Raw genomic sequence first — 23,047 nt, forward strand, 5'->3', positions numbered from 1 at the left:
CGCCGAGTAGCCCCCGCCACCAGTTCCCGGTCGGCGTCGTTTCAGATCGCCGGGCGCGGCGCGCGACGGTCTCGACCCGGTCGGAGTTGTCTCAGAGCGGGCAGCTCGGGTCAGGCGAAGACGTGGACGCGGCCGGAGCCGTCCCGGAACGCGCGGCCGCGGCCAGGCGACGACGTGGACACGCCCGGAGCCGTCCCGGAACGCGCAGCCGCAGCCAGGCGACGACATGAACGCAGCCGAAATTGTCTCGAAGCACGCAGCCGCAGCCAGGCGACGACATGGACACGGCCGGAGTTGTCTTGGAACGCGCGGGCGGGGTCAGGCGACGACGTGGACGCGGTCGGCGCCGATGCGGACGATGCGGCGCTTGCCCCATTCGCCCAGGGCGGTGAGGGCCTCGTTGAGGGCGACGCCCTCTTCGGTGAGCGAATACTCCACGCGGGGTGGGATTTCGGGGTAGATCTCGCGGTGCACGATGCCGTCTTCGGCGAGTTCGCGCAGGTGCTGGTTGAGCATCTTCTCCGAGACGCCGGGGAGGCCGCGGCGGAGTTCGCCGAAGCGGCGGGGGCCGTGTTCTTTCAGCTCCCACAGGATCAGTGATTTCCACTTGCCGCCGACCACGTCCATGGCGGCGTCGATCCCGCAGAAGTATGGCCCGTGTCTCTTCTCGCCCATTACTCGTCCTCACTGCCTGCGAACACACCGAAAAGTAAGTATCCAGCCAAAATAGTGCGTACTTGTGGGTCAACACGAGACGGGGCAACCTCGATTCCAGCGCGCGCCGAGCACAGACGGAAACGAATCGAAGGAGTTGTCCCCCAATGACGAACACCCAGTACGGCCCGGTGACGCTGCTCGGCCTCGGCGCCATGGGGCAGGCCATGGCCGCGGCGCTGGTCAAGGCCGGTGTGCCGACCACGGTGTGGAATCGCAGCGCGGGCAAGGCCGGTGAGCTGGTGGCCGCGGGCGCGGTGGAGGCGGCGACGGTGGCCGAGGCGGTACGCGAGGCCGGGGTGGTCATCGCGGTGCTGCTCGATCACGCCTCGGTGCACGAGACCCTGGATCCGGTCGTCGGGGAGCTGGCGGGCAAGCAGCTGATCAACCTGACCAGCACCTCGCCCGAGGAGTCCCGGGAGCTGGCGCGGTGGGCGGCCGGGCACGGCATCGAGTTCGCCGACGGCGGCATCATGGCGATTCCGCCCATGATCGGCGCGCCTGGGTCGGCCATTCTCTACAGCGGCACCCACTCGGTCGTGGAGGCCAATCGCCAGGTGCTCGAGCTGTTCGGGACCGCCGAATTCCTGGGCGAGGACACGGGATTGGCGGCGCTGCTCGACTTCGCGCTGCTGACGAGCATGTACGCCATGTTCGCCGGCTACTTCCAGGCCGCCGCCCTGGCGGGCACCGCGGGCATTTCGGCCACCGAGTTCGGTGAGCGCGCCGCGGCGTGGCTGACGGCCATGGCGGCCGGGATGCCCGAATACGGCAAGAAGATCGACTCCGGCGACTACTCCGCCGACGTGCAGCATCTGGCCTTCCAGAAGGCGGCGGTCGATGCCATGGTGCGGGCGCACCGCGACGCCGGAGTCTCCACCGAGGTCATCGGCGTGGTGCAGTCGCTCATCAACCGCCAGGTCGAGGCCGGGCACGGGGCGGCGGCGTTCGAGCGCACCATCGAGGAACTGCGCTGAGCCGGGCGCTGCGGCCGCAAGCCCGGCTGCGATGGCACACGCTGCAAGACAGCGCATCCGGCATGCTTCCCCGGATTGCACCCACTGCACTGTGAGGAGCCCGCTCGCCCGAGGAACCCGCTACCTGAGGAACCCGCTGCCTGAGGAGCCCGCTGCCTGAGGAGTCGCCGCCTGAGGAGTCGCTGCCCGACGAGTCGCCGCCTGACGAGTCGCCGCACTCCGAGGAGCCCGCCGAGATCGCGTGAGACCCCGCCGCATACACCCTGCGGCGGGGTCTCACGCGTTCCGCGACAGCTCAGTGCGCGGACTGCAAGATCGCAGTCAATGCCGAAAGCCGCTCGCCCAGATCCTGTTCGGCGATCTGGCTCGCCAGCTCCTCGCGCTGCTCGGGCCCCAGTCGCGACCAGGCCGCACCGAGTCGCTCCAGCGCCGGAGGACGCAGCTGCGAGACGAATCGCAGCGTCTCCGGCACCGCCCCCGCGGTAATGAAATCTCCGGTCAACTCCGCGATCTCCGCGGCCGAGCCGAGGTCGAGCAGGATATCGCCGAGCCCTTCGATCACATCGGCGTCGCAGCGCGCGAATACCGACAGCGCCGCCAGCCGCAGCTCCGTGGACCCCTGCAGGATGGTCCGCACCAGCTGCGGAATCCGCTGTCCTTCACCGGTGAGCAGATGCCGCACAATGGTGCTGATGCTCGTGCTGGAGTAGGAGTACGCCGCCGAGCGGATCATGCCCTCGTCGTCGTCGACGCCCTGCTCCACCGCCTTGATCAATTCCGGTGTCGCATAGGCCAGGAACGGCCCCGCCGTCACATAGTCGGCGCGCCGCAGGATCTCGTTCACGATCCCCACCACCGGTCCCGGCGGCGCCACGTCGGCCAGCTGCCCGACGGTGTGCGGATCCATGTACGGCGCGGCGTCGGCGGCATAGGCCGGTTTGAGCATGCCGACGGCTTCGGCCGCCTTCTTCGGATGCTCGACCCCGATGGCGCCCGCCGCCCGCCCGGCGATGACCGGCGGGACGATCCGCTGCACCAGCGGCAGCGAAATGCTCAGCGGAATGACCGGCACCAGCATGCTCAATCGCGCGAAGGTCGCATTGTGCTGGGCGAAAATGACTTTCGCCATGCGTTCCTGCAGCTCGTGCAGCCCGGCCGCGCCCACCTTCTCCAGATGGGTCAGCCGGTCGTCGGATACGTGCAGAGTCCGGGACAGCAGCGTGATCTGCGCCCGGGTCACCAGATCGCTCATCTCCCCTACCCGAGCGCGTTGCCGAACATGATCTTCTTGGCCGCGGTCCGCAGCGGCCACGGCAGCGCGCCGACGGTCTTGTCGACGGCCTCCACCATGTCGGCGGTCTCCTTGCGCTGTGCGTGCCGGAACATGGCCAGCAATTCCGCGGTCTCGGCCTCGCTCAGCAGATCCAGCGCCGCGAGCGGCCCACCCAATTCGTGCTCGAGTTCGCCTCTGGCGCTCATGGTTCTCCCCTTTCCCGGATGACCGGGATCACTCATTCGCCCCCCACTTGACCACAAATCCGAGGCCCGGACAAACCGGTCCGCACGCAGATCGACCCCCGCTCCCACGAATTGACGGCAGGTGCCATCGGTTACCGCAGGTCAGCCCCGTTACCGGCGGCGATCAGGCCGATCCGCCGCCGATGCGCGAGGCAGTCGTGCGCAGTTCACCAACGACGTTCCGCGCGCCCGGCGGTCCGGCGCGGTGCCCTCGATCGGCCCGTATCCGGGTCGTGGCCGGTTGCCTGGTCGCGGGTCGGGCCCGTATCCCGCTGACCGCGCTGGGCACGCCGGAGGTCCCGGCCCCTGAGGAGGCCAGGACCTGGCGCACGCACAAGTCCGACCCCGCGCGTTCATGCTGCTGCACAGCTACGCCCCGCGCGCGGTCCGCATCCCGGTCACGGACCGGCGGACCCGACCTCGTACGTCTACGTGTCGACGCGTACGCCGGAGCGGCTCGTGACCGCGCTCGGCGTCCAGCCTTCACAGCGCCCGGTCCCCCGGGCACCTGACCTTCGCGGCGCCGGTCTCCGGGACGCCTAGCCTTCGATCTGCTTGCGAGCGGGTTCAGCGGGTGGCCACCGGCACAGCGCGCGCACCGAGACAGTTGGGTGCTTCTTCGGTTGGAGTTCACTCGCCATTCGTCGCACGGGTCCCCTCGGGAACCTCGGGCCTTGGACGATCGGCGACGTGCGCATTGTTCAGCTGGCTAATTTCTACGGCCCGCGCTCCGGGGGGCTTCGCACGGCGCTGCATCATCTCGGCGAGGGGTATGTGGCCGCCGGGCACGAGGTGGTGCTGATCGTGCCCGGGCCGCGGCGCGGGGAGGAGCTGCTGCCGTCGGGAGTCTTGCGGATAACCGTTCCGGCGCCGGCGATTCCGTTGACCGGAGGATATCGGGCGGCGGATCCGCGGCGGGTGGCCGATGTGCTCGCCGGCTTGCGGCCGGATGCGCTCGAGGTGTCGGATCGGTTGACGCTGCGGGGTTTCGGGCGGTGGGCGCGCCGGCGCGACGTGCTGTCCATGATGATCTCCCATGAGCGGCTGGACCGGCTGCTGGGGCAGGTGCTGCCCGGGCCGGCGGCGCGGCGGGCGGCCGACGCGGCCAATCGGCGGACCGCGCAGAATTACGACATCGTGGTGTGCACAACGGCTTTCGCGCGCGAGGAGTTTCAGCGCATCGACGTGGAGAATGTCGCGCTGGTGCCGCTGGGAGTGGATCTGGACATGTTCTCCCCCGCGCGCCACGATCTGCGGTTGCGGACCCATCTGGGCGCCGACGATCATCCGCTGCTGGTGCACTGCGGGCGGCTGTCGGTGGAGAAGCGGGTGGACCGCAGCATCGAAGCCGTCGGCCGATTGCGTCGTGAAGGGCTCGACGCACGGCTGGTGGTCGCCGGTGACGGCCCCCGCCGGGAAGCCCTGGAACGGCGCGCGCGGGCCATCCCGCCCCTGCGTGACGGCTTGTCGGCCGTGCATTTCACCGGATTCATCGACGACCGGACGACTTTGGCGACGCTGCTCGCCACCGCCGATGTCTCCCTGGCTCCCGGACCGCACGAAACCTTCGGGCTCGCCGCGCTCGAAGCGCTCGCGGCCGGGACCCCGGTCGTCGCGAGCCGCTCCTCGGCGCTGGCCGATATCGTCACCACCGAATGCGGCGCGGTCGCCGACGATCATCCCTCGGCCTTCGCGCACGCCGTCACCGATGTGCTCGCCCGCCCGCCGGCCCAGCGCCGCCGGGCCGCCCGGACCCGCGCCGAACAGTTCACCTGGCCGGCCGCGGTCTCGGGCATGCTGGAGTTGCTGACGTTCGCCTGATCCGGCTAGTCGCGTGACGGATCCGGTTGCCAGGCAATGTATTCGCGTCCCGCGGCGGCCGCGGCGGTCTGCGCGGAATTCAGCTGGAACGGGGTGATCCCGCCCGCCTGCCACGGCCCGACCGATCCGGCCGCGATCGCGGCATCCGACTTGGGCACCAGGCCGATCTCGCTGCGCACCACCGTGACCGGGCGGTCGGCGAGGGTGAACCAGTCCAGATCGAGGAAGTCGTGGCTGCCGCGGGTCAGCGCCCCGCGCCGCATGGCATCGGCCAGCCGACCCGCCATCCCGCTCGCGCGCAAATGCCCTTCATCGGCTTCGAACAAACCCGCCCCCGCCCGCAGGTAACCCGTCTCGAACAACGAGATCACCATGGCCAGCAGGCTGAACGCCCGCGGATCGTCATTGGCGCGCGCCATGAACGCGAACACCTCGATCTCGTTCTCCAGCGTCGTGCCGTACCCGGCCAGCACATGCACCCAATCGTGCTGCGCCAGCAGCGGCGGCGCCGACCCGGGCAGACCGGGCGTCACGAACCCCCGATCCCGATAGAAATCGGCCACGCCACGCCCCAGCGTGCCCACCGGCAGCTCCCACAGCTGCGCCCACCGCGCCGCCAGCCCCGGATCATCGGTCACCGCACTCCACGACGAGTCCAGCCCCTCGGTGTGCAGCGCATGCAGCCGCTCCGCATCCACCCCGCCCAGATACCCGTTGCGCGAGAAGTCCACCGCCGCCAGATCCACCGCCCCCTCGGCGTACTTCTCCGCCACCGCGATCATGTCGTCATCCACCCCCAGCGCATCCGCGAACTCCCGCAGCCGCCCCGCCACCTGCGCCGGCAGCGGCCGCACCACCAGCGCCGACAGCAGCATGGTCTGTACGATCCGCTCCCGGAAGATCCGATTGCGCCGCGCCAGCCCCGCCGCGAACTCCCCCGCCGAAACCGGTTCCAGCTCCGCCAACTCCACCGCATGCCCCGTCATCGACAGAAACAACGCCGGAATCAGCAACTCCTGCAACGCCGTCAGCCCACCCTCCCCGCGCGCCGCACTGACCACCCCGCGCGCCAGCAACCGCACCTCCCCCGCATCAGGTGGAGTAAGAAGCACTTCGGCCATCGCACAACCTTCCCGGCACCCGCCGTGATCGATCCGAACACGGCCATTCTCGACACCAATCCCCTTCGCCGCGCGCCGATTTCACTACCGGCGTACCCACTTGGGTCGAATGCCCGATACAGGCGTCATGACAGACAGCGGACCCGGCCCGCTTCGCCCGATAGCTCCCGGACATCCCCCCGAACACCGGCGATCGAATACCCGATGTCGCATCCCGCGCCCCACCGAGCACTCGATATGACACACCATGCATCCGAGCACCCGCTGCCACATGACCGAAGGTGTAAGAACAGCTGCCATTCCACCCGGACGCGTCCTTCGGCGTACGCCCGTACCTCGCGATGCCCTCGCCCGAGACGTTGCGCACGAGCGGGCACTCCTGCCATTTCTCGTCGGGATCTCGATGAGCGCCGCATGCGCGACGCTCGGCATTGCCGTGATCGCGTCCTCCATGTCCACGGAGGAGATCCACTTGCGGCGGTCGGCGTAACGCGTCCGGCAGCAACAGACGCATGGCCGCCGTTCCCGCCACCCCACCGACGCGGCACATCTGCTGCGCCTGAACATCCGCGACAGCCTCGGCAGAGCGCCGGACAGCGAATCGTGCGGGGTCCGATCAGGTCGATGCGATCGGGCAACTGCGATTTCGCCCAGGCCTGCTTCGTGGTGCGTCCGCACCTCGTCGAGCGTGATCGCGGCATTCCCGGCCGGACGATGCATACGAGCGGATGCTCCTGCCACTTCTCCGCTGGACCTGGCGAGGCCCGTCGTCCGGTCGCCGGTCCGGAACGGCGAAGCTCTCGCCACCGTCAGCATGGCGCGTCAGGTAGCGACGGATACGTGGCCGCAGCCCCGCCGAACCGGCGCATCTGCTGCGCCTGAACATCCGCGAGATGGAGCGACCGAGTTCGCGAACGGTCGTGCGGAATCGGTGGGTGGTAGCAGCAAGACCGTGACCATGGCGAACATTGAGCCGAGCGGCTGCCGCCCACCCGGGCCCGAGCGCGGACGAACTCGGGGTTGAACAGCGGCGAATCCTCGTGCATCACCGGATGAATCCGGCCGTGTTGATGAAGGCGGCCGAACCGGCTGTGACGGAGCGGGTTCCGGTGCGGGGAGCTGTCGCCGAGCACGCGCGAAATGCCGAGGCGCGCAGCGGGGTCGGGCGGCTAGCCTGCCGGTTGTGAACCATGTGCTGACCAGTGAACGGCTGAGCTTGCGGCCCGTGACGGCGGAGGACCACGAGGTCTTGTTGGCGCACTGGACCGATTCGCGGGTGCGGGAGTTTCTGTTCGACGGGGGTGTGCCGGCAGCGAGTGAGATCGCCGAGGCGATCGACGGCAGTGTGCGCACTTTCGCGTCGGAGGGTTACGGGATCTGGCTCGTACGACTGCGGGATTCGGGCGAGCCGATCGGTGTGGCCGGATTGCGGCCGTTGGACGAGCTCGGGCTGGAGGTCTTCTACAGTCTGAGCCCCCTCGTGTGGGGCCGGGGACTCGCGACGGAAGCGGCACGGGCGGTGGTCGACTGCGGGCTCGACGTGCTCGGGCTGCCGCACGTGCTCGCGGAGGTCGATGAGGGCAATGTGGCCTCGATCGCCGTGGTCGAGCGGCTGGGAATGACGCCGTTCGCGGTGGTGCCCGGGGTGCTCGGTCCGATGATCCGGTATCGGGTGTCGCGGTAGCGGGGCGGGCGGGAGTCTCTCGGAGAGTCCGGCGAATCGGGCCGGTCGGATGGTTGTCCGCGAGCCGTCCGCGATTTTCCGGCAATCTTCTCTACGGTGGTGGGCGCTCCGCTGTCACGGAACTGCCCGCCTGCCCGAAGGTGTTGTCGAATGCCGTGTGTACGCGCTGTATCCGTTGCTGGCGTGCTGGCCGCATTGGCGGTGAGCGGGCCCTGCTGGTTCGCGGCGCCCGCGGCCGCGGATGTCATCGAGCTGCTGTGCAGCGCGTCCGCGCAATCGTGCAGCGTGACGCCGTTGCGGCCCGCGCCCGCTGCGATTCCGGCGCCCACGGGGACGCATCGGGTCGGGCGGATCGATGCGCGTCTGGCGGACGGCGGGCGCGAACTCATGGTGTCGGCGTGGTATCCGGCGGTGGCGGACGAGCGGCCCGCGCCGTACCTGCCGGCGGGCACGATGGCCGGGCGGGCCCATATCGCCTGGCAGGCGAGCAATTGGTTGCCCGTCTTGGCTGCCGCGCCCCTCGTGGGCGCGACCGCACCGGCGAGCTGGGGTGCGCCGGTGGATCCGGCGGCGGGACCGTTGCCGGTGCTGGTGTGGTCGCCCGGTTTGGGTACGCCGCGCTGGCTGGGGTCGGGGCTGGCCGCGGATCTGGCCTCCAAGGGCTGGCTGGTGGTGACCGTCGATCACACCGGGGAATCACCGGTGGTCGAATTCCCCGGGGAGCGAATCATTGTCGGGCAGCCGGTGAACATCACCGACCGGGAGGCGATGCGGCGGGCGCTGGAAACACGGGTCGCCGATATGCGCCTGGTGCTCGACAGCCTGCCCGGATTGCCGGAGGTCGGCGCGCGCATCGAGCCGGAACGGATTGCCGCGGCGGGGCATTCGTACGGCGGCTACACCGCGGTGCTGACCGCGGCGCGCGACGATCGGGTGAAGGCGGCGGTGGTGCTCGACGGGTCGGTGGCCTTCCTGGAACCCAGCGAGCTCGAGCGCGCCGGGGTGAATCGCCCGGTGCTGGTGCTGGCGGCCGGGGATATGGTGCACGCGAGCTGGATCAGCTTCGGGCAGGTGACGCCGGGACCGTTCGCGCTGGCGACGATTCGCTCCGGGGCCCATTACGTGTCGACGGATCTGCCCGCCCTCGGCGGAACACCGGTGCTGTGCGGCACGGTCCCACCCGACCGCGCGGCCATGATCACCCGCGCGGTCACGGCCGGATTCCTCGACAAGTGGATGCACGGCGGTCCGGAAGACTACGGCACCTGGCCCGAACTCGATTGGCGCACACGCTGACCGGCACCCTCGCCGCAATCGAACCTCCGGCCAGCCATGCGGGCACGGAACTCGCTGACCGCCACCGGACGGCGGCGAGCGCACCCGCAGCGCGAACGCTCGCGCCGTCAACCGAACAAGGTCCGCCCCGGCAGTGCCCGGCGGACCACCTGTCGTTCAGTCCTCGACCTTCAATCCCGCGGCCGCCGCGAATGCCGGGGCCAGTTCCATCAGCTGCCCGTGATTGACAACCGCTCCCCGTAGTGATCCGATGCCGTCGGCCACGGTGAGCATCGGGGCCCCGCGGAAGTCCACGTTCTTCATCGTCGTCTTGTTCACCAGCAGCCCCTGCACGCGTGAGCCGGGGAAGCTGAGCGAGGTCAGCTTCGCGTCGCCGAAGTCGACATCGCGCAGGGTGCAGTCGCGGAAGACCACGTCCTGCAGCCGGGCCGTGCGGAAGTTCACGGCGTCGAACTTGCAGCCGGTGAAGGTCACTCGCCGGATCGACGCGCCGACGGCTTCGACTCCGGCCCAGGCGCTTTCGATGACTTCCCCGTCGAGCCAGCTGGACTCGCTCAGCATGGTGCCCGCCATGTTCACCTGCCGCAACCACACATCGGTGAACCGGCTGTGGGACAGATTTCCGCCGGTGAAGCTCAACTCGGACAGCGCTGATTCGTTGAATCGCACATTGCGCAGTTCGGCCCGCTCGAGCTCGCGATCGGTGACCCGCACGCAGTCGTATTCGCCCTCGATCGCGAGCTCACCGTCGAACGATTCCACGAAACGGGCGTAGGGCAGATCCTCGAAGGCAGTCGGCATCCTTCGACCTTATCCGCCCCCACCGACCACGTTCAGAGGCGGCGGATGCGGGTGATCCAGGCCGCGAAATCGGCGAGGCCCTCCGGCGACACCTCGAGTCCGCCGATCTGCTCCGGCGTGGCATCCCCGGCCCGCCCGCGATACCGCGCGGGTTCGAGGGACTCCAATTCCCAACCCGCACCGAAGGATTCGCGAATCACCTCGGCCGCGATCCGCGGCCCGATACCCGGTTCGGCATTGGACAAGGCCAGCACGTGCAGCGTCCCGCCCGGTTTGAGCACCGCCGCCAGACTGCGCACATACGCCGCCCGCAACTCCGGCTCGGTGCCGAACACATGGAACAGCGCACTGTCGACGACCGTGTCGAACGCCGGCGCGGATCCGGCCGGATCGCCCGCGAAGTCCGCGCGATTGCCCAGCTCGAGCGCATCGGCGACCTCGAATCGCGCCTGCGGCACCCCTTGGGACACGGCATTGTCGTGTGCGTAGGCGACCGCGCTCGGCGACAGGTCCACGCCCGTCACGTCGTAGCCGAGCCGCGTCAGCAGAATGGTGTGCTCCCCCGCTCCGGCGCCGGGATCGAGCACCCGTCCGCGAATGGCCCCCTGCTGTTCCAGCGCCACGATGGCGGGCTGCGGCTGCCCGATCACCCACGGCGCGGTGTCGTTGTCGTACACGGTGTTCCAGAACTCTGCTGATCGCGTCATACCCCCACCCTGCAACCTCGACCCCACTCGAGGTCAACCGAATCCCCGGCTCGCCGCGCGCCGTCCCCGGCCGGGCGGATTCCTCACGCGGGCAGATGGTGGCGCAACAGCACCGCGAGCTGCGCCCGCGCGTCGTCGAACGGCACGCTCGATTTCAGCGCCCGGCTCTGCACGATGGCCCCCTCGATCACCGACACCAGCAGCCCGGCCACCGACCGCGCCGTCGCGGATTCCACTCCGGCCGCCGCGAGCCCTTCGGCGAGCCGTCCGGTCCATTCCCCGAACGCCTGCCCCGCCGCCGACTGCACGGCCGGATCCAGCTCGTCCAGCGCGGCCGCCATCATGAACGATCCGGCTCGGTACTCGCTGGATTCGAGCTGGACCCGCCAGAACGCCAGCAGCTCGTCGAGCCACTTTTCCGGCGCGGACGCCCGGGGCAGGGCGTCGGCCATCCGGCTCACGTGCTGGTACACCAGCCTGGACACGATGCGGGTGGCGGCCTCGACCAGTTCTCCCTTGCCCGCCGGGAAGTGCTGATACAGCGAATTGCGCGAGGCGCTGCTGCGTTTGAGCAGTTCACTGAGCCCGGCGGCGTGCACGCCGTGCTCCTGGACGGTGGCGATGGTGCTCGCGATCAATCGGGCCCGCGGTCCGGCGGCCATGGATCATCTCCTCCAACCCTTGTGTGAACCGATCGGTCCATGTTAAACGTTATCCCGTGTGAACCGATCGGTTCACAACGGAGAGGAACCCATGCCCGCGTCCATCGCCACCGCAACCCCGGTCACCCATGCCGCGCTGCTCGGCCTCGGGGCCTACCGCCCCCGCCGGATCGTCCCCAATGCCGAGATCGTCGACCGCATCGATTCCTCGGACGAATGGATCCGGACCCGCTCGGGCATTGCCGCCCGCCGCTGGGCGGACAAGGACGAGACCATCGTCTCGATGAGCGTGGCCGCCGCCCGCGACGCGCTCAGCGCCGCCGGGGTGACCGCCGAGCAGATCGACGCGGTGGTGCTGGCCACGTCCTCGCAGATGGTGCTGGGCCCCTCGGCGGGCGCGGTGGTGGCGACCGAACTCGGCATGCACGACACCGCCGCCTACGACGTCTCGGCCGGCTGCGCCGGGTTCTGCTACGCGCTGGGCAATGCCGCGAGCCTGGTGCGCGCGGGCCAGGCCCGGCACGTGCTGGTGATCGGCGTGGAACGGCTCTCGGACCTGCTCGATCAGTCCGACCGCACCTGCGCGTTCATCTTCGCCGACGGCGCGGGCGCGGTGGTGGTGGGACCGGCCGAGGCCGAGGGCATCGGCCCGACCGCCTGGGGCTCGGACGGCAGCCAGACCGCGGCCATCAAGCAGGACAAGGACTTCCAGGAGTACTTCGCCGAGGTCGCGGCGGCCGAGGCGAGCGGCGGGACGTCGGTGCGGCCCTATATCCGGATGAACGGTGCGGCGGTATTCCGCTGGGCTGTCACGTTTTTGGAGAAGGCGTGCCGGGACGCGCTGGATCGCGCGGGGGTGAGCGTCGAGGATCTGGACGCGTTCGTGCCGCACCAGGCCAACGGCCGCATCACCGACGCACTGACCCGAGCGCTGGGCATGCCCGAGACGGTCGCGGTCGCGCGCGACATTATCGAGACCGGAAATACCAGCGCCGCATCCATTCCCATGGCCATGGAGCAGTTGCTGCGCTCGGGCGAGGCCAAGCCCGGCGATACGGCGCTGCTGCTGGGATTCGGTGCCGGACTGGCGTACGCGGGCCAGGTCGTGCGCCTGCCCGCGGTCGCCTGAGCGAGTGACCGTGGCGGCCCGGTGACCGCACCGGGCCGCCGCGAAGACTCATCGCAAGGGGCCGAAGAACTTCCGCAGATCCCCCGCCAGCAGGTGCGGGGCCTCCATGGCCGGGAAGTGCTGGCCGCGTTCGAATTCGGTCCAATGCGCATCGGCCGGGGCCGGGACGATCCGGCGCACGGTCTCGTCCGCGCCGAAGACCGCGTACCCCTCCGGAACCTGCACCGGTGAGCCCCAATCGTGGGAGTGGGCCTGCTCGTAGAGGGTGTGCGCCGCACCGACACCGGAGCCGGTGAACCAGTACAGGCTCACGGTGGTCAGCATCTGATCCCGATCGATCGGCAGATCGGTCCACCGCTCGAAACTCTCCGCGATCCAGGCCAATTGGAAGATCGGGGAATCGGCCAGGCCGTACCCGATGTTCTGCGGGCGGCTGTTCTGGATGGCGAGATAGCCCGAGCCGTCGGTCCGGAACTCCTCCATGCGCGCCAGGATCAGTTTGTCCACCGGGTCATTGGGATCCAGGCGATCGGCCATACCGGGAATGAAGGTGGCGGTCGCCGCCGCGGTCATGGGATCGGTCACCACGTGCACGCCGAGCACATGCTCACCGTCGAGTCCGGCCACCGCACCGGACACCCCCGCACCGACATCACCGGCATGCAGGCCGTAGCGCTGGTAACCGAGCCGGCTCATCAACTCGATCCACGCCCGCGCCGTGCGCGACATCGTCCAGCCGGTGGCCGAGAGCGGGCTCGACAGGGTGTAGCCGGGCAGCGACGGCGCGACGACGTGGAAGGCCGGGCCCTCGGCCGGGTTCACCAGCAGGTCGATGAGGGTGGTGAATTCCGCGACCGAGCTGGGATAGCCGTGCGTGATCAACAGCGGCGTCGCGTCCTCGCGCGCGGAGCGCACGTGCAGGAAATGGATTCGCTGCCCGTCGATCTCGGTGGTGAACTGCGGAAAGGCATTGAGCGCGGCTTCCTGTGCCCGCCAATCGAATCCGGTCCGCCAGTACTCGGCGAGCTCGCGCAGGTGATCGAGCGGAACACCGCGCTCCCATCCGATGCCGGGCAGGGTGCCGGCCCAGCGAGCGTGCGCGAGCCGCTCGTGCAGGTAGTCGATTTCGGACTGCGGGATATCCAGGCGGAAGGGGCGAATCTCAGTGCTCATCAAAGGACTCCGTTCGATCAGGGCTATCAAATCACGCGCTTTTCGTGCTGTCAGGAGAACTCTACGAAGCAATGCGGACAGCTTCGTTCCTAGTTCCAGCCGTTTGCCGAAATGGCAAAAGCGGTTGTGCGACGCCGGGCAGCACAGCATCGTGGACACCGTGACCCGCATCGAGAAGGCGCAGCAATGCCTGTGGAACGGCACCGGCGGACAGAACTGGGTTATCGCGCAGGAACTGCTCGACCGGATGTACCGGCCGTTCGAACCGATCCTCGCCGACGCCGTCTCCCCCGGCGCGCGGGTCCTCGATGTCGGCTGTGGTTCGGGCGCCACCACGGTCGCCGCCGCGCGGCGGACCGGTGAGCCGGAAAACTGTGTCGGCGTGGATATTTCCGAGCCCATGATCGCCGCCGCCCGGGAGCGCGCCGAGCAGCAGGGCCTGGCGGTGCAGTTCCTGCGGGCCGACGCCGCCGCCTATGCGTTCCAGCCCGCCTCCTTCGATGCGATCATCTCCCGCTTCGGCGTCATGTTCTTCGACGATCCGACCGCCGCGTTCGCCAACCTGCGCGCCGCCGCCCGCGACGGCGGCACGCTGCGCTGCATCGTCTGGCGCGGTCCCGAGGACAACCCGTTCATGACCACGGCCGAACGCGCCGTCGCGCATCTGCTGCCGGAGCTGCCGCCTCGAATCCCCGACGCCCCCGGCCAGTTCGGCTTCGCCGACCCCGCCCATGTGCGGGCCGTCCTCGGCGACAGCGGCTGGACCGGCATCGATATCGCGCCCTTGGACATGCCGTGCGCCATGCCCGCCTCCCAGCTGCCGCGCTACCTGTCCCTGCTCGGCCCGGTCGGCCGCGCCCTCAGCGTCGCGGACGAGACCACCCGCGCGCGGGTGCTCGAGACCCTCGTCCCCGCCTTCCGCGGCTACGTGCACGGCGGCGAGGTCCGCTACACCGCCGCCTGCTGGCTGATCAACGCCCGCGCGGCCGGATCCGGCGCGGCCTGACTCCGGGGCGGCGCGGGCGGTTCACTAGGCTCTGGCACCTATGGCCCTCAGCGCAACCCTGCACCACTTCACCGTCCATCTCGCCGACGTCGATCGCGGCGTCTACGAGGAACTGGAGTTGCGGGTCGCGCGCCACCCCTCGGAGACCGTCGAGTTCATGCTCACCCGGGTGCTGGCCTACTGCCTGGAATACGAGGAGGGCATCGCCTTCAGCGAGGGCGGGGTCTCCTCCACCGACGAACCGGCGGTGCTGGTGCGCGATCTCACCGGCCGCATCACCGCCTGGATCGAGATCGGCGCGCCGGATGCCGATCGCGTGCATCGCGGCAGCAAGCTCGCCGATCGCGCCGCCGTCTACACCCATCGCGATCCGGTCAAGGTCGCGGCCCAGTTGTCCGGCAAGCGGATTCATCGCGCCGAGACGATTCCGCTCTACAGCTTCGACCGCGCGTTCATCGATGCGGCGGCTGCGCTGATCGATCGCCGCAATACCGTCACCGTGTCGGTCACCGAACGCGAGCTGTTCCTGGAGATCAACGGCGCCGGCCTCGGCACCAGCGTGGAACAGCAGCTGCTCGGCTGACCGGTCAGGGCTCGTCGTCCGGATGCAGCAGCCGTTGCGGTCCGGCGCCGTGCGCGGCGAGGGTATCGCTGGGATTGAGCACATAGCAGCGGCGCAGCGACAGGCAGCCGCAGCCGATGCAGCCGGTCAGCTCACGCTGCAACTGCTCGATTTCCCGTCTGCGCGCCTCGAGGTGATCGCTCCAGCGTCCGGCGATGCGATCCCAGTCGCGTTTGCTCGGCATGCGTTCCGCGGGCAGCCCGTCGAACGCCTCCGCCACCTCGGCGAGCGGGATGCCCAGGCGTTTGGCGAACAGCACCAGCGACAGCCGCCGCAGCACGTGCCGCGGGTAGCGGCGCTGATTGCCGGAGGTGCGGACCGAGGTGATCAGGCCCTGCTCCTCGTAGAAACGGACCGCCGAGGTCGCGACGCCCGCGCGCCGGGCGAGTTCGCCGATGGTGAGCAGATCGGTGGGTGCGGCCATGAAACTTCCTCTTGACTTCAAGTTCGCTTGAAGTTCTAGCGTAGCGCGAGTGACTGCAACCTCCTCGAATGCCGCAGCCGGAGCGGAGAATACGAACGACGACAGTGCATCGGAGCCGACCGCCGAAGGCACCGGACGGTGGTCGGAGCTGTTCGCCGGACGCTATCCGGCCACCGTGCTCGTCCTCGCGGGCGGTGTGGCGCTGTACGCGATGAATCTCTACTTCACCGCAGCGCTCATGCCCTCGATCGTCGAGGACATCGGCGGCGACCGGTATTACGCCTGGGTGGCGACCGGGTTCCTGATGGCCGCGGTGATCGCCTCCATGCTGGTCAGCCGCGTCCTCGCCGCCGCGGGCGCGGCCGCCGCATATCTGCTGGGCTTTCTGGTGTTCGCCGCGGGCGCCGCGATCAATGCGCTGAGCCCGACCATGGAGGCGCTGGTGGCGGGCCGCGTGGTGCAGGGCTTCGGCGGCGGTCTGCTCGCGGGGCTCGGCTATGCCGTGATCAGAACCGCGCTGCCGAGCCAGCTCTGGGGTCGCGCGGCCGGGCTGGTCTCGGCGATGTGGGGTGTGGGCACCCTCGTCGGCCCTGCCCTCGGCGGTGTCTTCGCCGAGCTGGGCGCGTGGCGGTGGGCCTATGCGCTATTGCTCGCGGTGGCGCTACTGCTGGCCGTCCTCACCCGGAAAGCCTTGCCGCGCAGCGCACAATCGGCCGGTGAGCACAGCCCGATCCCGGTGGCGCCGCTGGTGCTGCTGACCCTGGCTGCGAGCGCGTTCAGCCTGAGTTCGACAGTCTCCCCGGGCGCGCCGACCGCGGTTGCCCTCGGCGTGGGCGCGCTGCTGCTGGCGGCCTTCGTCCTGGTCGAGGCCAAGGGTTCGGTGAGCGTGCTGCCCCGGCTCACCTACACGCCCGGCAACTCGCTCAAGTGGATCTACCTCACCGTCGCGGCCCTGTGCGCGGGCGTGATGACCGAGAACTTCATTCCCCTGTTCGGCCAGAAGCTCGGCGGCCTCTCGCCCTTGGTCGCGGGCTTGCTCGGCGCGGCGCTGTCGGTCGGATGGGTGGTGGCCCAGATCTTCAGCGTCGAACTCGCCGCCACCGCCGCGCGCCGCGCCATCCGCATCGCCCCGCTCATGCTCACCGGTGGCCTGCTCGCCTACGGCCTCCTGCAAACCGACGACGCCTCGACCGCCGTCGTGATCCTGTGGGCGGCTGTGCTCTTCATCGCGGGCCTCGGTATCGGCCTGGCCTTCCCGCACCTGAGCGTCGCCGCCATGGGCAGCACCGACGACCAGGCCGAAGGCGCGAAAGCCGCTGCCGCCCTGAACACCACGCAGTTGATCGCCTACGCCGTGACCTCGGCCATCGCGGGCACGCTCATCCGCCTCGGTGACGCATCGCTGGTCGATTCCGCCCGCCTGATGACCTTCGGCATCGCCGTGCTCACCGCGCTGGGGACGGCGACCGCGGTATTCGCGACCCGCCGCCCCCGCGGCGATCGGTGAAGGTCACGGGGTGGCGGGCACGATGGGCGGGACATAGTCGAAGGTCATGCCGAGCAGCCACACCAGCAGCAGGACCACCGGCAGATGGAACAGGAACTGCAAGAACGTGAATCCGACGAGGTCGCGGGCGCGCAGCCGCAGCACCGCCAGCAGCGGCAGCATGAAGAACGGGTTGATGAGGTTCGGCAGCGCCTCGGCCACATTGTAGATCTGCACCGTCCAGCCGAGATTCATCCCGACGTCGGTCGAGGCCTGCATGACATACGGGGCCTCGACCAGCCACTTGCCGCCGCCGGACGGGATGAAGATGCCCAGCACCACGGTGTAGAGGGCGATGACGACGGCGAAGGCTCCCCCACCGCCGATATTGGTGAAGAATTCCGCCAGGTGATGCGAAACCGTGTACCCGCCACGGCCTTTCGCCTTGGTGAGGATGGCGGCCATGGCGGCGTAGAGCGGGAACTGGACGAGAATGCCGGCCGTGGCGGGCACGGCGAGCGAGACCGCCTGCAGGAACTTGCGCGGCGTCCCGTGCAGCACCAAACCGAGCATGAGGAACACCAGCAGATAGCCATTGAGGCTGCTGACCACGGTGAGCACCGGTTTGGCGGCGAACTGGGAGATCAACCAGCCCAACGTCAATACCCCGGCCAGGATCGGCAGGATGCGGCTGTACTCGAGCCATTCCCCCGGGCGAGACCGCGGCGCCACGTCCGCGGGCTGGTCGTCCAGATCGACGGCCAGATCCTGCGCGGTCTTGATCGCCGCGCCCTTGGGCGCCGAGAAGTGCGCGATCAGCACGGTGAGCGCCATGATGATCGCGCACGTCAACAGCGACTGCCAGGTGAAGATCGTAGTCCCGAAGTCGAGCACGCCGGTGATCTTCAACAGCGCGGGCGGCAGCGAGGCGGCGGTGGCCTGCAACTGCGCGGCCGAGGACGAAATGCCCAGCGCCCACACCGCACCCAATCCCATGAACGCCGCCGCGCCCAGCGCGCGATAGTCCACCCGCAGATCGGTCCGCCGGGCGATCGCCCGCGCCAGCAGACCGCCGAACACCAGGCTCAGTCCCCAATTCAGGAATGAGATCGACATCGAAAGGAACGCAACGAAACTCACCGCACCCGCCGCGCTGCGCGGCACCGTGGCCAGCCGCTCGATCAACCGGGCCACGGGCGGCGAGGTGGCGATGACGTATCCGGTCAGCACCACCATCGCCATCTGCAGGGTGAACGCCGTCAGATCCCAGAACCCGTCACCGAACGCATTGGCCACCGTCCGCGGCGACGACCCATTGGCGAGCGCGGCCACCGCCACCAGCACGACACCGGCCAGCGCGACGACATACGCGTCGGGAAACCACTTCTCCGTCCACCCGGCGAGCGACTGCGCGATCCGCGCCAGCCCCTTCTCCGACGTGGTCGCCTCGTTCCTGTCGGGACTGGTGTCTGCGCTGGCGGACGTCATACCGGCGTTCCTCTTCTCTCTCTCGCACCCGAGCCCCGCCCGACGCATGTGACGCGCCGCACAAGGCCCGGTCGCCGAGTATCGAGTCCCCGGTCGTCTGCGGACAAGAGGGAAAAATGCACGGATCCTGTGCGAATTTGCAGAAACCGCCGGTGATGTGGAGCTATGCCCCGTCCTCGCGGCCGCGGATCATGCGCCTGCGGCGCACACGGCGGCGAACTGCACGACGCCCGCCCCCGCGATGAGGGCGAGAGCCCAGGTCACGTGCGTGCCGATCGGCTGGACGCTTCTCGCGGTCTCGCTGGAGGTCATAGCGGATTCCTCTCCGGGAGAGCCGGTTCTGCGCGGGGTGCGCCTATCCGTTGGGGGCGGTGGTCAGCCACGCGGCGGAGTCAGCGGGCAGCGTGTGGCGCACACCGGGTTGAGACGCGGCGATGACGGTGCAGGCCGCGGGCAGGTCGATTGCGCGGGAGGTGGTGTTGACCCAGCACTGAGCGCTGCCGCGGGCGAAGGCGAGCACCCCGGGTGGGGTTTCCAGCCATTCGATGACGGGTTCGGCGGCAGCCCAGAGTATCTGCCGCTGCGCCAGCGCGTGCCGGTAGAGGCCGAGGAAGGAATCCGGGTCGAGGCGTTGGGCCGCGACGGTGCGTGCGGCCCAGTGTCCCGGTTGCGGCAGCCAGGTGGGTGCGGTGGCGTGCTCGGGCGAAAAGCCGTACGGCGCACTGTCACCGGACCACGGCATCGGAATGCGGCAGCCGTCGCGACCGACGTCGGTGTGGCCGGATTGTTCCCAGGTGGGGTCCTGCCGGACGGCTGCGGGGAGGTCCTCGATCTCCTCGAGGCCGAGTTCGTCGCCTTGGTAGATGTAGGCGGTGCCGGGCAGGGCGAGCTGGAGCAGGGCGGCGGCCCGGGCTCGGCGGCGGCCGAGTTCGTGGTCGGGCGGTTCGGTCGCCCAGCGGGCGCGTTCCCAGTGCGGTTCCACCGGATGAGCGGGCTGGGAGCGGGAGTAGCGGGTGACGACGCGCGGGATGTCGTGGTTGGACAGCACCCACGTGGATGGTGCGCCGACCGTGTCCGCCTGCGCGAGGGCGTCGTCGATGACGGCGCGCAGCCCGTCGGACCGCCACGGGGCGCGCAGCAGATCGAACTGGAAGGCGGTGTGCAGTTCGTCGGGCCGCACGTAGCGGGCCAGCCGCTCATTGCCGGCGACCCAGGCCTCGGCGACGAAAAGCTTTGGCGGGATGTATTCTTCGGCGATCTCGCGCCACTGCCGGAACACTTCGTGCACCCCGTCCTGATCCCACGCCGGATGGTCGGTGATGGCCGCCAGGCCAGCGGGCGGCCGCGGCCCGGCGTCGGGGAGCGCGGGATCCTTGACCAGACCGTTGGCGACATCGATGCGGAATCCGTCGATGCCCAGGTCGAACCAGAACCGCAGGATCCGCTCGAACTCCCTGCGCACCCGCCGGTTCCGCCAGTTGAGGTCGGGCTGGCCGGGCGCGAACAGATGCAGATACCACTGGCCGTCCGGCGTGCGCGTCCACGCCGGGCCGCCGAAGATGCTGGCCCAATCATTGGGCGGCAGGTCACCATTCGGTCCACGGCCCGGCCGGAACCAGTAGCGGTCCCGGGCACTGGACGACCGATCGCTCAGTGCCGCCTGGAACCACGGGTGCGCGCTGGAGGTGTGGTTGGGCACGATATCGAGCAGAATGCGCAGCCCGAACCGGTGCGCGCCGTCGATGAACTCCTTGGCGTCGGCCAGAGTTCCGTAGTCGGGGTGGATATCCCGGTAGTCGGCCACGTCGTACCCGGCATCGGCCAGCGGCGAGGGGTACCACGGCGAAAGCCACAGCGCGTCGACCCCCAGCGCCGCCAGATAGGGCAGCCGCTTCCGCAACCCCTCCAGATCGCCTGCGCCGTCGCCGTTTCCATCACAGAAACTGCGCAGGTACACCTGATACACCACCGCCGTCCGCCACCATGCCGTGCCGGTCATGTCACTCCTACGAAAAAATTTGCGTAGCTTGTCATTCGGGCTGAGAAAACTTACTTGAGTGTCCGTCCGGACAAAGACGGAAGTCAACGCGTTTCAAGAGCCGTATACGGTGCCGATCAACAGAATTCGCGCCTACCTCAACGCAATTTATTGCGTAACGGCTACGCTGGACTGCGTGAGCCCGAAACGCGTCCGGATGTCCGACATCGCCGCCCAGGTCGGCAATGTCTCGATCGCGACCGTCTCGCGCGCACTGCGCGACGAGCCCGGCGTCTCACCGGCGGTGCGCGAGCGCATTCGGCAAGTGGCCGAAGAGCTTTCCTACGCCGTTCTCCCGGAAAGCGCGGGCCGCGTCGCGGTCGTCACGCCGGTGGTCGAAACCTGGTTCTACTCCACCGTCGTCGCCGGCATCGAAGCCGAACTCCGCGCGGCCGGCCTGGACCTGCACCTGTGCTGCCTGCCCACCGCCGCCGAACGCCGCGACTTCTACCGCCGCCCGGGCCTGCGCCGACGGGCCGACGGCCTCATCGTCGTCGCCGCGCCGATCGACCCCGCCGACCGTGCCCACCTGACCGAATCCGGTTGCCCGGTAATAAGCGTCGGCGCCCACGCCGAGGGGCAGCCCAGCGTCGGCTTCAATGACACCGCAGCCGCCGAGAAAGCGGTGGCCCACCTCGTCCACCAGGGCCACACCCGCATAGCGATGATCCGCGCCGAATCCATCGACGGCACCCACTGGGACTCCGACCTGGACCGCCACGCCGGCTACCGCTCCCAGCTCCGCAAAGCCCACATCCCCGTCACCCCCGACTACGAGGTCTCCGTCCCCTGGGGCATAGACGAAGGCGCCCAGGCCATGCAACGCCTCCTCAGCCTCCCCCACCCCCCGACCGCCGTCTTCTGCCACTCCGACGAACTGGCCGCCGGCGCCCTTCGCACCCTCCGCCACGAGGCCGGCCTCCGCGTCCCCGAATCCATGTCCGTCATCGCCATCGACAACCACCCCATCGCCGACATGATCAACCTGACCACCGTCGAACAACCGGCCCGCCACCAGGGCGCCCTGGCCGCCCGCGCGCTGCTCGATCACCTGCACAATCGCGCTCCCCTCCCGGCGAAACCGGAGGTCCTCGACGCCGACCGAATCATCTTCCGCAGCTCGACGGCCGCCCCGAACGAGGCCGCACGAACTCGCCGGAAAATACCCCCGAAATGACCAGCAGGTGAGCCTACTCTAACTTAGACGTGCCTTGCCTAAGCGGGGCTCGTAGAAGTGAGTCTGGAGTGCCCATGCGTGCTGTTCGTATTCCTGCCGTCGTCGCCGCGGTCGCGGCGGTCGCCGCCGTCGCGGGGTGCACCGCGAAGACCGACGGGGCGGGCGATGCCCAGACCATTGCGGTGACGGCCACCGACAGCTCGTGTGAGGTGTCCAAGCAGGAGGTTCCGGCCGGGCACATCACGCTGGCCGTGGAGAACAAGGGCGAGAAGGTCACCGAGGTCTATCTGCTCTACCCCGACGACCGGATCGTGACCGAACGGGAGAATATCGGCCCTGGCACGAAGGCCGAGATCACCGCGGAGGTCGCTGCCGGCGAGTACGTCATCGCCTGCAAGCCGGGCATGAAGGGTGACGGGATTCGGCAGCAGGTGCGGGCCACCGGCGATGGTGTGCCGGCGCAGCGCGATCCGCGGTTGGATGCCGCGGTGGCGGCCTATCGCGGGTATGTGCAGCAGCAGGCCGATGAGACCCTGCCGCTGGTGCAGACCTTCGTCGCGGCCATCGAGAAGGGCGATATCGCCGCGGCCCGGCAGGCGTACGCGCCCTCGCGCATCGGCTGGGAGCGCACGGAGCCGGTCGCGGAGTCCTTCGGCGATATCGATCCCAAGGTCGATGTGCGCGAGGACGGGTTGGAGGAAGGCCAGGAGTGGACCGGCTGGCACCGGCTGGAGAAGGCGCTGTGGCAGGACAACAAGATCGGCCAGGAGGAGCAGGACCTGGCTCGCCGCCTGGTCACCGATCTGCAGGACTGGCAGCAGCGCGTCGGAACGGCCGAGATCACCCCGACGGGAATGGCCAATGGCGCCAAGGAACTGCTGGACGAGGTCGCCACGGGCAAGGTCACCGGTGAGGAAGAGCGCTACAGCCACACCGACCTGGTCGACTTCCACGCCAATGTCGAGGGCGCGCAGAAGTCCTATGAACTGCTGAAGCCCGTTGTGGCCGAGAGCGATCCGGCGCTGGTCACCGAACTGGACAAGCAGTTCGCGGCGCTGTACGCGCTGCTGGCGGTGCACCGCGCGGGCGACGGCTTCGTCTCCTACGACAAGGTCGGCGACGCCGAGCGCAAGACGCTGTCGGACGGGGTCAACGCGCTGGCGGAGCCGCTGTCCAAGCTGGCCGCCGCCGTCGTGAAGTAGT

Annotated in this window: 23 protein-coding genes and 1 pseudogene; 12 read left to right on the plus strand and 12 right to left on the minus strand. The window is 69.2% G+C overall.

Features of this window, described 5'->3' with window-relative positions; genetic code table 11:
- Window positions 1-318 precede the first annotated feature (318 nt).
- Window positions 319-675, minus strand: coding sequence for a winged helix-turn-helix transcriptional regulator (locus ACYQ5L_RS19810; protein ID WP_459959174.1), 357 nt, complete (start codon window positions 673-675; stop codon window positions 319-321).
- A 146-nt stretch (window positions 676-821) separates the two neighbouring features.
- Here ACYQ5L_RS19810 and ACYQ5L_RS19815 point away from each other — a divergent pair, with 146 nt between their 5' ends.
- Window positions 822-1,691 (plus strand): imine reductase family protein, encoded by an 870-nt coding sequence (locus tag ACYQ5L_RS19815; protein ID WP_459959175.1) that lies wholly within the window; start codon window positions 822-824, stop codon window positions 1,689-1,691.
- A gap of 295 nt (window positions 1,692-1,986) precedes the next feature.
- Here the strand turns inward: ACYQ5L_RS19815 and ACYQ5L_RS19820 are convergent, their stop codons facing one another.
- Window positions 1,987-2,943 (minus strand): hypothetical protein, encoded by a 957-nt coding sequence (locus ACYQ5L_RS19820; RefSeq protein WP_459959176.1) that lies wholly within the window; start codon window positions 2,941-2,943, stop codon window positions 1,987-1,989.
- A 5-nt stretch (window positions 2,944-2,948) separates the two neighbouring features.
- Window positions 2,949-3,170 (minus strand): hypothetical protein, encoded by a 222-nt coding sequence (locus ACYQ5L_RS19825; protein ID WP_379193207.1) that lies wholly within the window; start codon window positions 3,168-3,170, stop codon window positions 2,949-2,951.
- A 182-nt stretch (window positions 3,171-3,352) separates the two neighbouring features.
- On the opposite strand from ACYQ5L_RS19825, the pseudogene ACYQ5L_RS19830 reads away from it, so the two are divergent.
- The 3 genes and pseudogenes from ACYQ5L_RS19830 to ACYQ5L_RS19840 form a co-directional block, all read left to right on the plus strand.
- A pseudogene (locus ACYQ5L_RS19830) lies at window positions 3,353-3,547 on the plus strand (hypothetical protein); the annotation flags it as partial.
- Complete coding sequence (locus ACYQ5L_RS19835; protein WP_459963480.1) at window positions 3,516-3,752, plus strand: DUF3093 family protein; 237 nt, start codon at window positions 3,516-3,518, stop codon at window positions 3,750-3,752. The pseudogene ACYQ5L_RS19830 and the gene ACYQ5L_RS19835, both read left to right, overlap by 32 nt.
- Window positions 3,753-3,899: 147 nt before the next feature.
- The gene (locus tag ACYQ5L_RS19840; protein WP_459959177.1) at window positions 3,900-5,030 is read left to right on the plus strand and encodes a glycosyltransferase; all 1,131 of its coding nucleotides are present in this window, start codon (window positions 3,900-3,902) and stop codon (window positions 5,028-5,030) included.
- Window positions 5,031-5,035: 5 nt separating this feature from the next.
- Here ACYQ5L_RS19840 and ACYQ5L_RS19845 read toward each other — a convergent pair whose 3' ends face one another.
- A complete protein-coding gene (locus tag ACYQ5L_RS19845; protein WP_459959178.1) occupies window positions 5,036-6,151 on the minus strand; it encodes a hypothetical protein in 1,116 nt (371 codons plus the stop codon).
- A 1,183-nt stretch (window positions 6,152-7,334) separates the two neighbouring features.
- On the opposite strand from ACYQ5L_RS19845, the gene ACYQ5L_RS19850 reads away from it, so the two are divergent.
- Both ACYQ5L_RS19850 and ACYQ5L_RS19855 read left to right on the plus strand, forming a co-directional pair.
- Entirely contained in the window at window positions 7,335-7,835 is a 501-nt protein-coding gene (locus tag ACYQ5L_RS19850; protein WP_459959179.1) for a GNAT family N-acetyltransferase, read from the plus strand.
- Between the two features lie 150 nt (window positions 7,836-7,985).
- A complete protein-coding gene (locus ACYQ5L_RS19855) occupies window positions 7,986-9,131 on the plus strand; it encodes an alpha/beta hydrolase family protein (RefSeq protein ID WP_459959180.1) in 1,146 nt (381 codons plus the stop codon).
- A gap of 156 nt (window positions 9,132-9,287) precedes the next feature.
- Here the strand turns inward: ACYQ5L_RS19855 and ACYQ5L_RS19860 are convergent, their stop codons facing one another.
- The 3 genes from ACYQ5L_RS19860 to ACYQ5L_RS19870 form a co-directional block, all read right to left on the minus strand.
- Complete coding sequence (locus ACYQ5L_RS19860) at window positions 9,288-9,932, minus strand: pentapeptide repeat-containing protein (RefSeq protein WP_459959181.1); 645 nt, start codon at window positions 9,930-9,932, stop codon at window positions 9,288-9,290.
- 32 nt (window positions 9,933-9,964) lie between these two features.
- Complete coding sequence (locus ACYQ5L_RS19865; RefSeq protein ID WP_459959182.1) at window positions 9,965-10,639, minus strand: class I SAM-dependent methyltransferase; 675 nt, start codon at window positions 10,637-10,639, stop codon at window positions 9,965-9,967.
- Window positions 10,640-10,722: 83 nt separating this feature from the next.
- Window positions 10,723-11,301 (minus strand): TetR/AcrR family transcriptional regulator, encoded by a 579-nt coding sequence (locus tag ACYQ5L_RS19870; protein WP_459959183.1) that lies wholly within the window; start codon window positions 11,299-11,301, stop codon window positions 10,723-10,725.
- 91 nt (window positions 11,302-11,392) lie between these two features.
- Here ACYQ5L_RS19870 and ACYQ5L_RS19875 point away from each other — a divergent pair, with 91 nt between their 5' ends.
- Window positions 11,393-12,430, plus strand: a complete 1,038-nt coding sequence (locus ACYQ5L_RS19875; RefSeq protein ID WP_459959184.1) for a beta-ketoacyl-ACP synthase III — start codon at window positions 11,393-11,395, stop codon at window positions 12,428-12,430.
- Between the two features lie 48 nt (window positions 12,431-12,478).
- Here ACYQ5L_RS19875 and ACYQ5L_RS19880 read toward each other — a convergent pair whose 3' ends face one another.
- Window positions 12,479-13,603, minus strand: coding sequence for an epoxide hydrolase family protein (locus ACYQ5L_RS19880; RefSeq protein ID WP_459959185.1), 1,125 nt, complete (start codon window positions 13,601-13,603; stop codon window positions 12,479-12,481).
- A gap of 160 nt (window positions 13,604-13,763) precedes the next feature.
- Between ACYQ5L_RS19880 and ACYQ5L_RS19885 the strand changes: the two genes are divergently transcribed.
- Together ACYQ5L_RS19885 and ACYQ5L_RS19890 are read left to right on the plus strand one after the other, a co-directional pair.
- Window positions 13,764-14,609 (plus strand): class I SAM-dependent methyltransferase, encoded by an 846-nt coding sequence (locus ACYQ5L_RS19885; protein WP_459959186.1) that lies wholly within the window; start codon window positions 13,764-13,766, stop codon window positions 14,607-14,609.
- 40 nt (window positions 14,610-14,649) lie between these two features.
- A complete protein-coding gene (locus ACYQ5L_RS19890; protein ID WP_459959187.1) occupies window positions 14,650-15,192 on the plus strand; it encodes a YaeQ family protein in 543 nt (180 codons plus the stop codon).
- 4 nt (window positions 15,193-15,196) lie between these two features.
- Here the strand turns inward: ACYQ5L_RS19890 and soxR are convergent, their stop codons facing one another.
- On the minus strand, window positions 15,197-15,655 hold the full coding sequence (gene soxR / locus ACYQ5L_RS19895; protein WP_459959188.1) for a redox-sensitive transcriptional activator SoxR: 459 nt from the start codon (window positions 15,653-15,655) through the stop codon (window positions 15,197-15,199).
- Between the two features lie 49 nt (window positions 15,656-15,704).
- On the opposite strand from soxR, the gene ACYQ5L_RS19900 reads away from it, so the two are divergent.
- The gene (locus ACYQ5L_RS19900) at window positions 15,705-17,162 is read left to right on the plus strand and encodes an MFS transporter (RefSeq protein WP_459959189.1); all 1,458 of its coding nucleotides are present in this window, start codon (window positions 15,705-15,707) and stop codon (window positions 17,160-17,162) included.
- A gap of 3 nt (window positions 17,163-17,165) precedes the next feature.
- On the opposite strand, the gene ACYQ5L_RS19905 is transcribed toward ACYQ5L_RS19900, so the two are convergent.
- The 3 genes from ACYQ5L_RS19905 to ACYQ5L_RS19915 form a co-directional block, all read right to left on the minus strand.
- A complete protein-coding gene (locus tag ACYQ5L_RS19905) occupies window positions 17,166-18,629 on the minus strand; it encodes a short-chain fatty acid transporter (protein ID WP_459959190.1) in 1,464 nt (487 codons plus the stop codon).
- 189 nt (window positions 18,630-18,818) lie between these two features.
- The gene (locus tag ACYQ5L_RS19910) at window positions 18,819-18,941 is read right to left on the minus strand and encodes a hypothetical protein (RefSeq protein WP_459959191.1); all 123 of its coding nucleotides are present in this window, start codon (window positions 18,939-18,941) and stop codon (window positions 18,819-18,821) included.
- 43 nt (window positions 18,942-18,984) lie between these two features.
- Complete coding sequence (locus ACYQ5L_RS19915) at window positions 18,985-20,628, minus strand: glycoside hydrolase family 13 protein (RefSeq protein ID WP_459959192.1); 1,644 nt, start codon at window positions 20,626-20,628, stop codon at window positions 18,985-18,987.
- A gap of 175 nt (window positions 20,629-20,803) precedes the next feature.
- On the opposite strand from ACYQ5L_RS19915, the gene ACYQ5L_RS19920 reads away from it, so the two are divergent.
- Both ACYQ5L_RS19920 and efeO read left to right on the plus strand, forming a co-directional pair.
- Complete coding sequence (locus ACYQ5L_RS19920) at window positions 20,804-21,844, plus strand: LacI family DNA-binding transcriptional regulator (RefSeq protein ID WP_459959193.1); 1,041 nt, start codon at window positions 20,804-20,806, stop codon at window positions 21,842-21,844.
- A gap of 74 nt (window positions 21,845-21,918) precedes the next feature.
- Window positions 21,919-23,046, plus strand: coding sequence for an iron uptake system protein EfeO (gene efeO, locus ACYQ5L_RS19925; RefSeq protein WP_459959194.1), 1,128 nt, complete (start codon window positions 21,919-21,921; stop codon window positions 23,044-23,046).
- Window position 23,047: the final 1 nt, after the last annotated feature.

The organism is Nocardia sp. IFM 10818, from assembly GCF_054655275.1.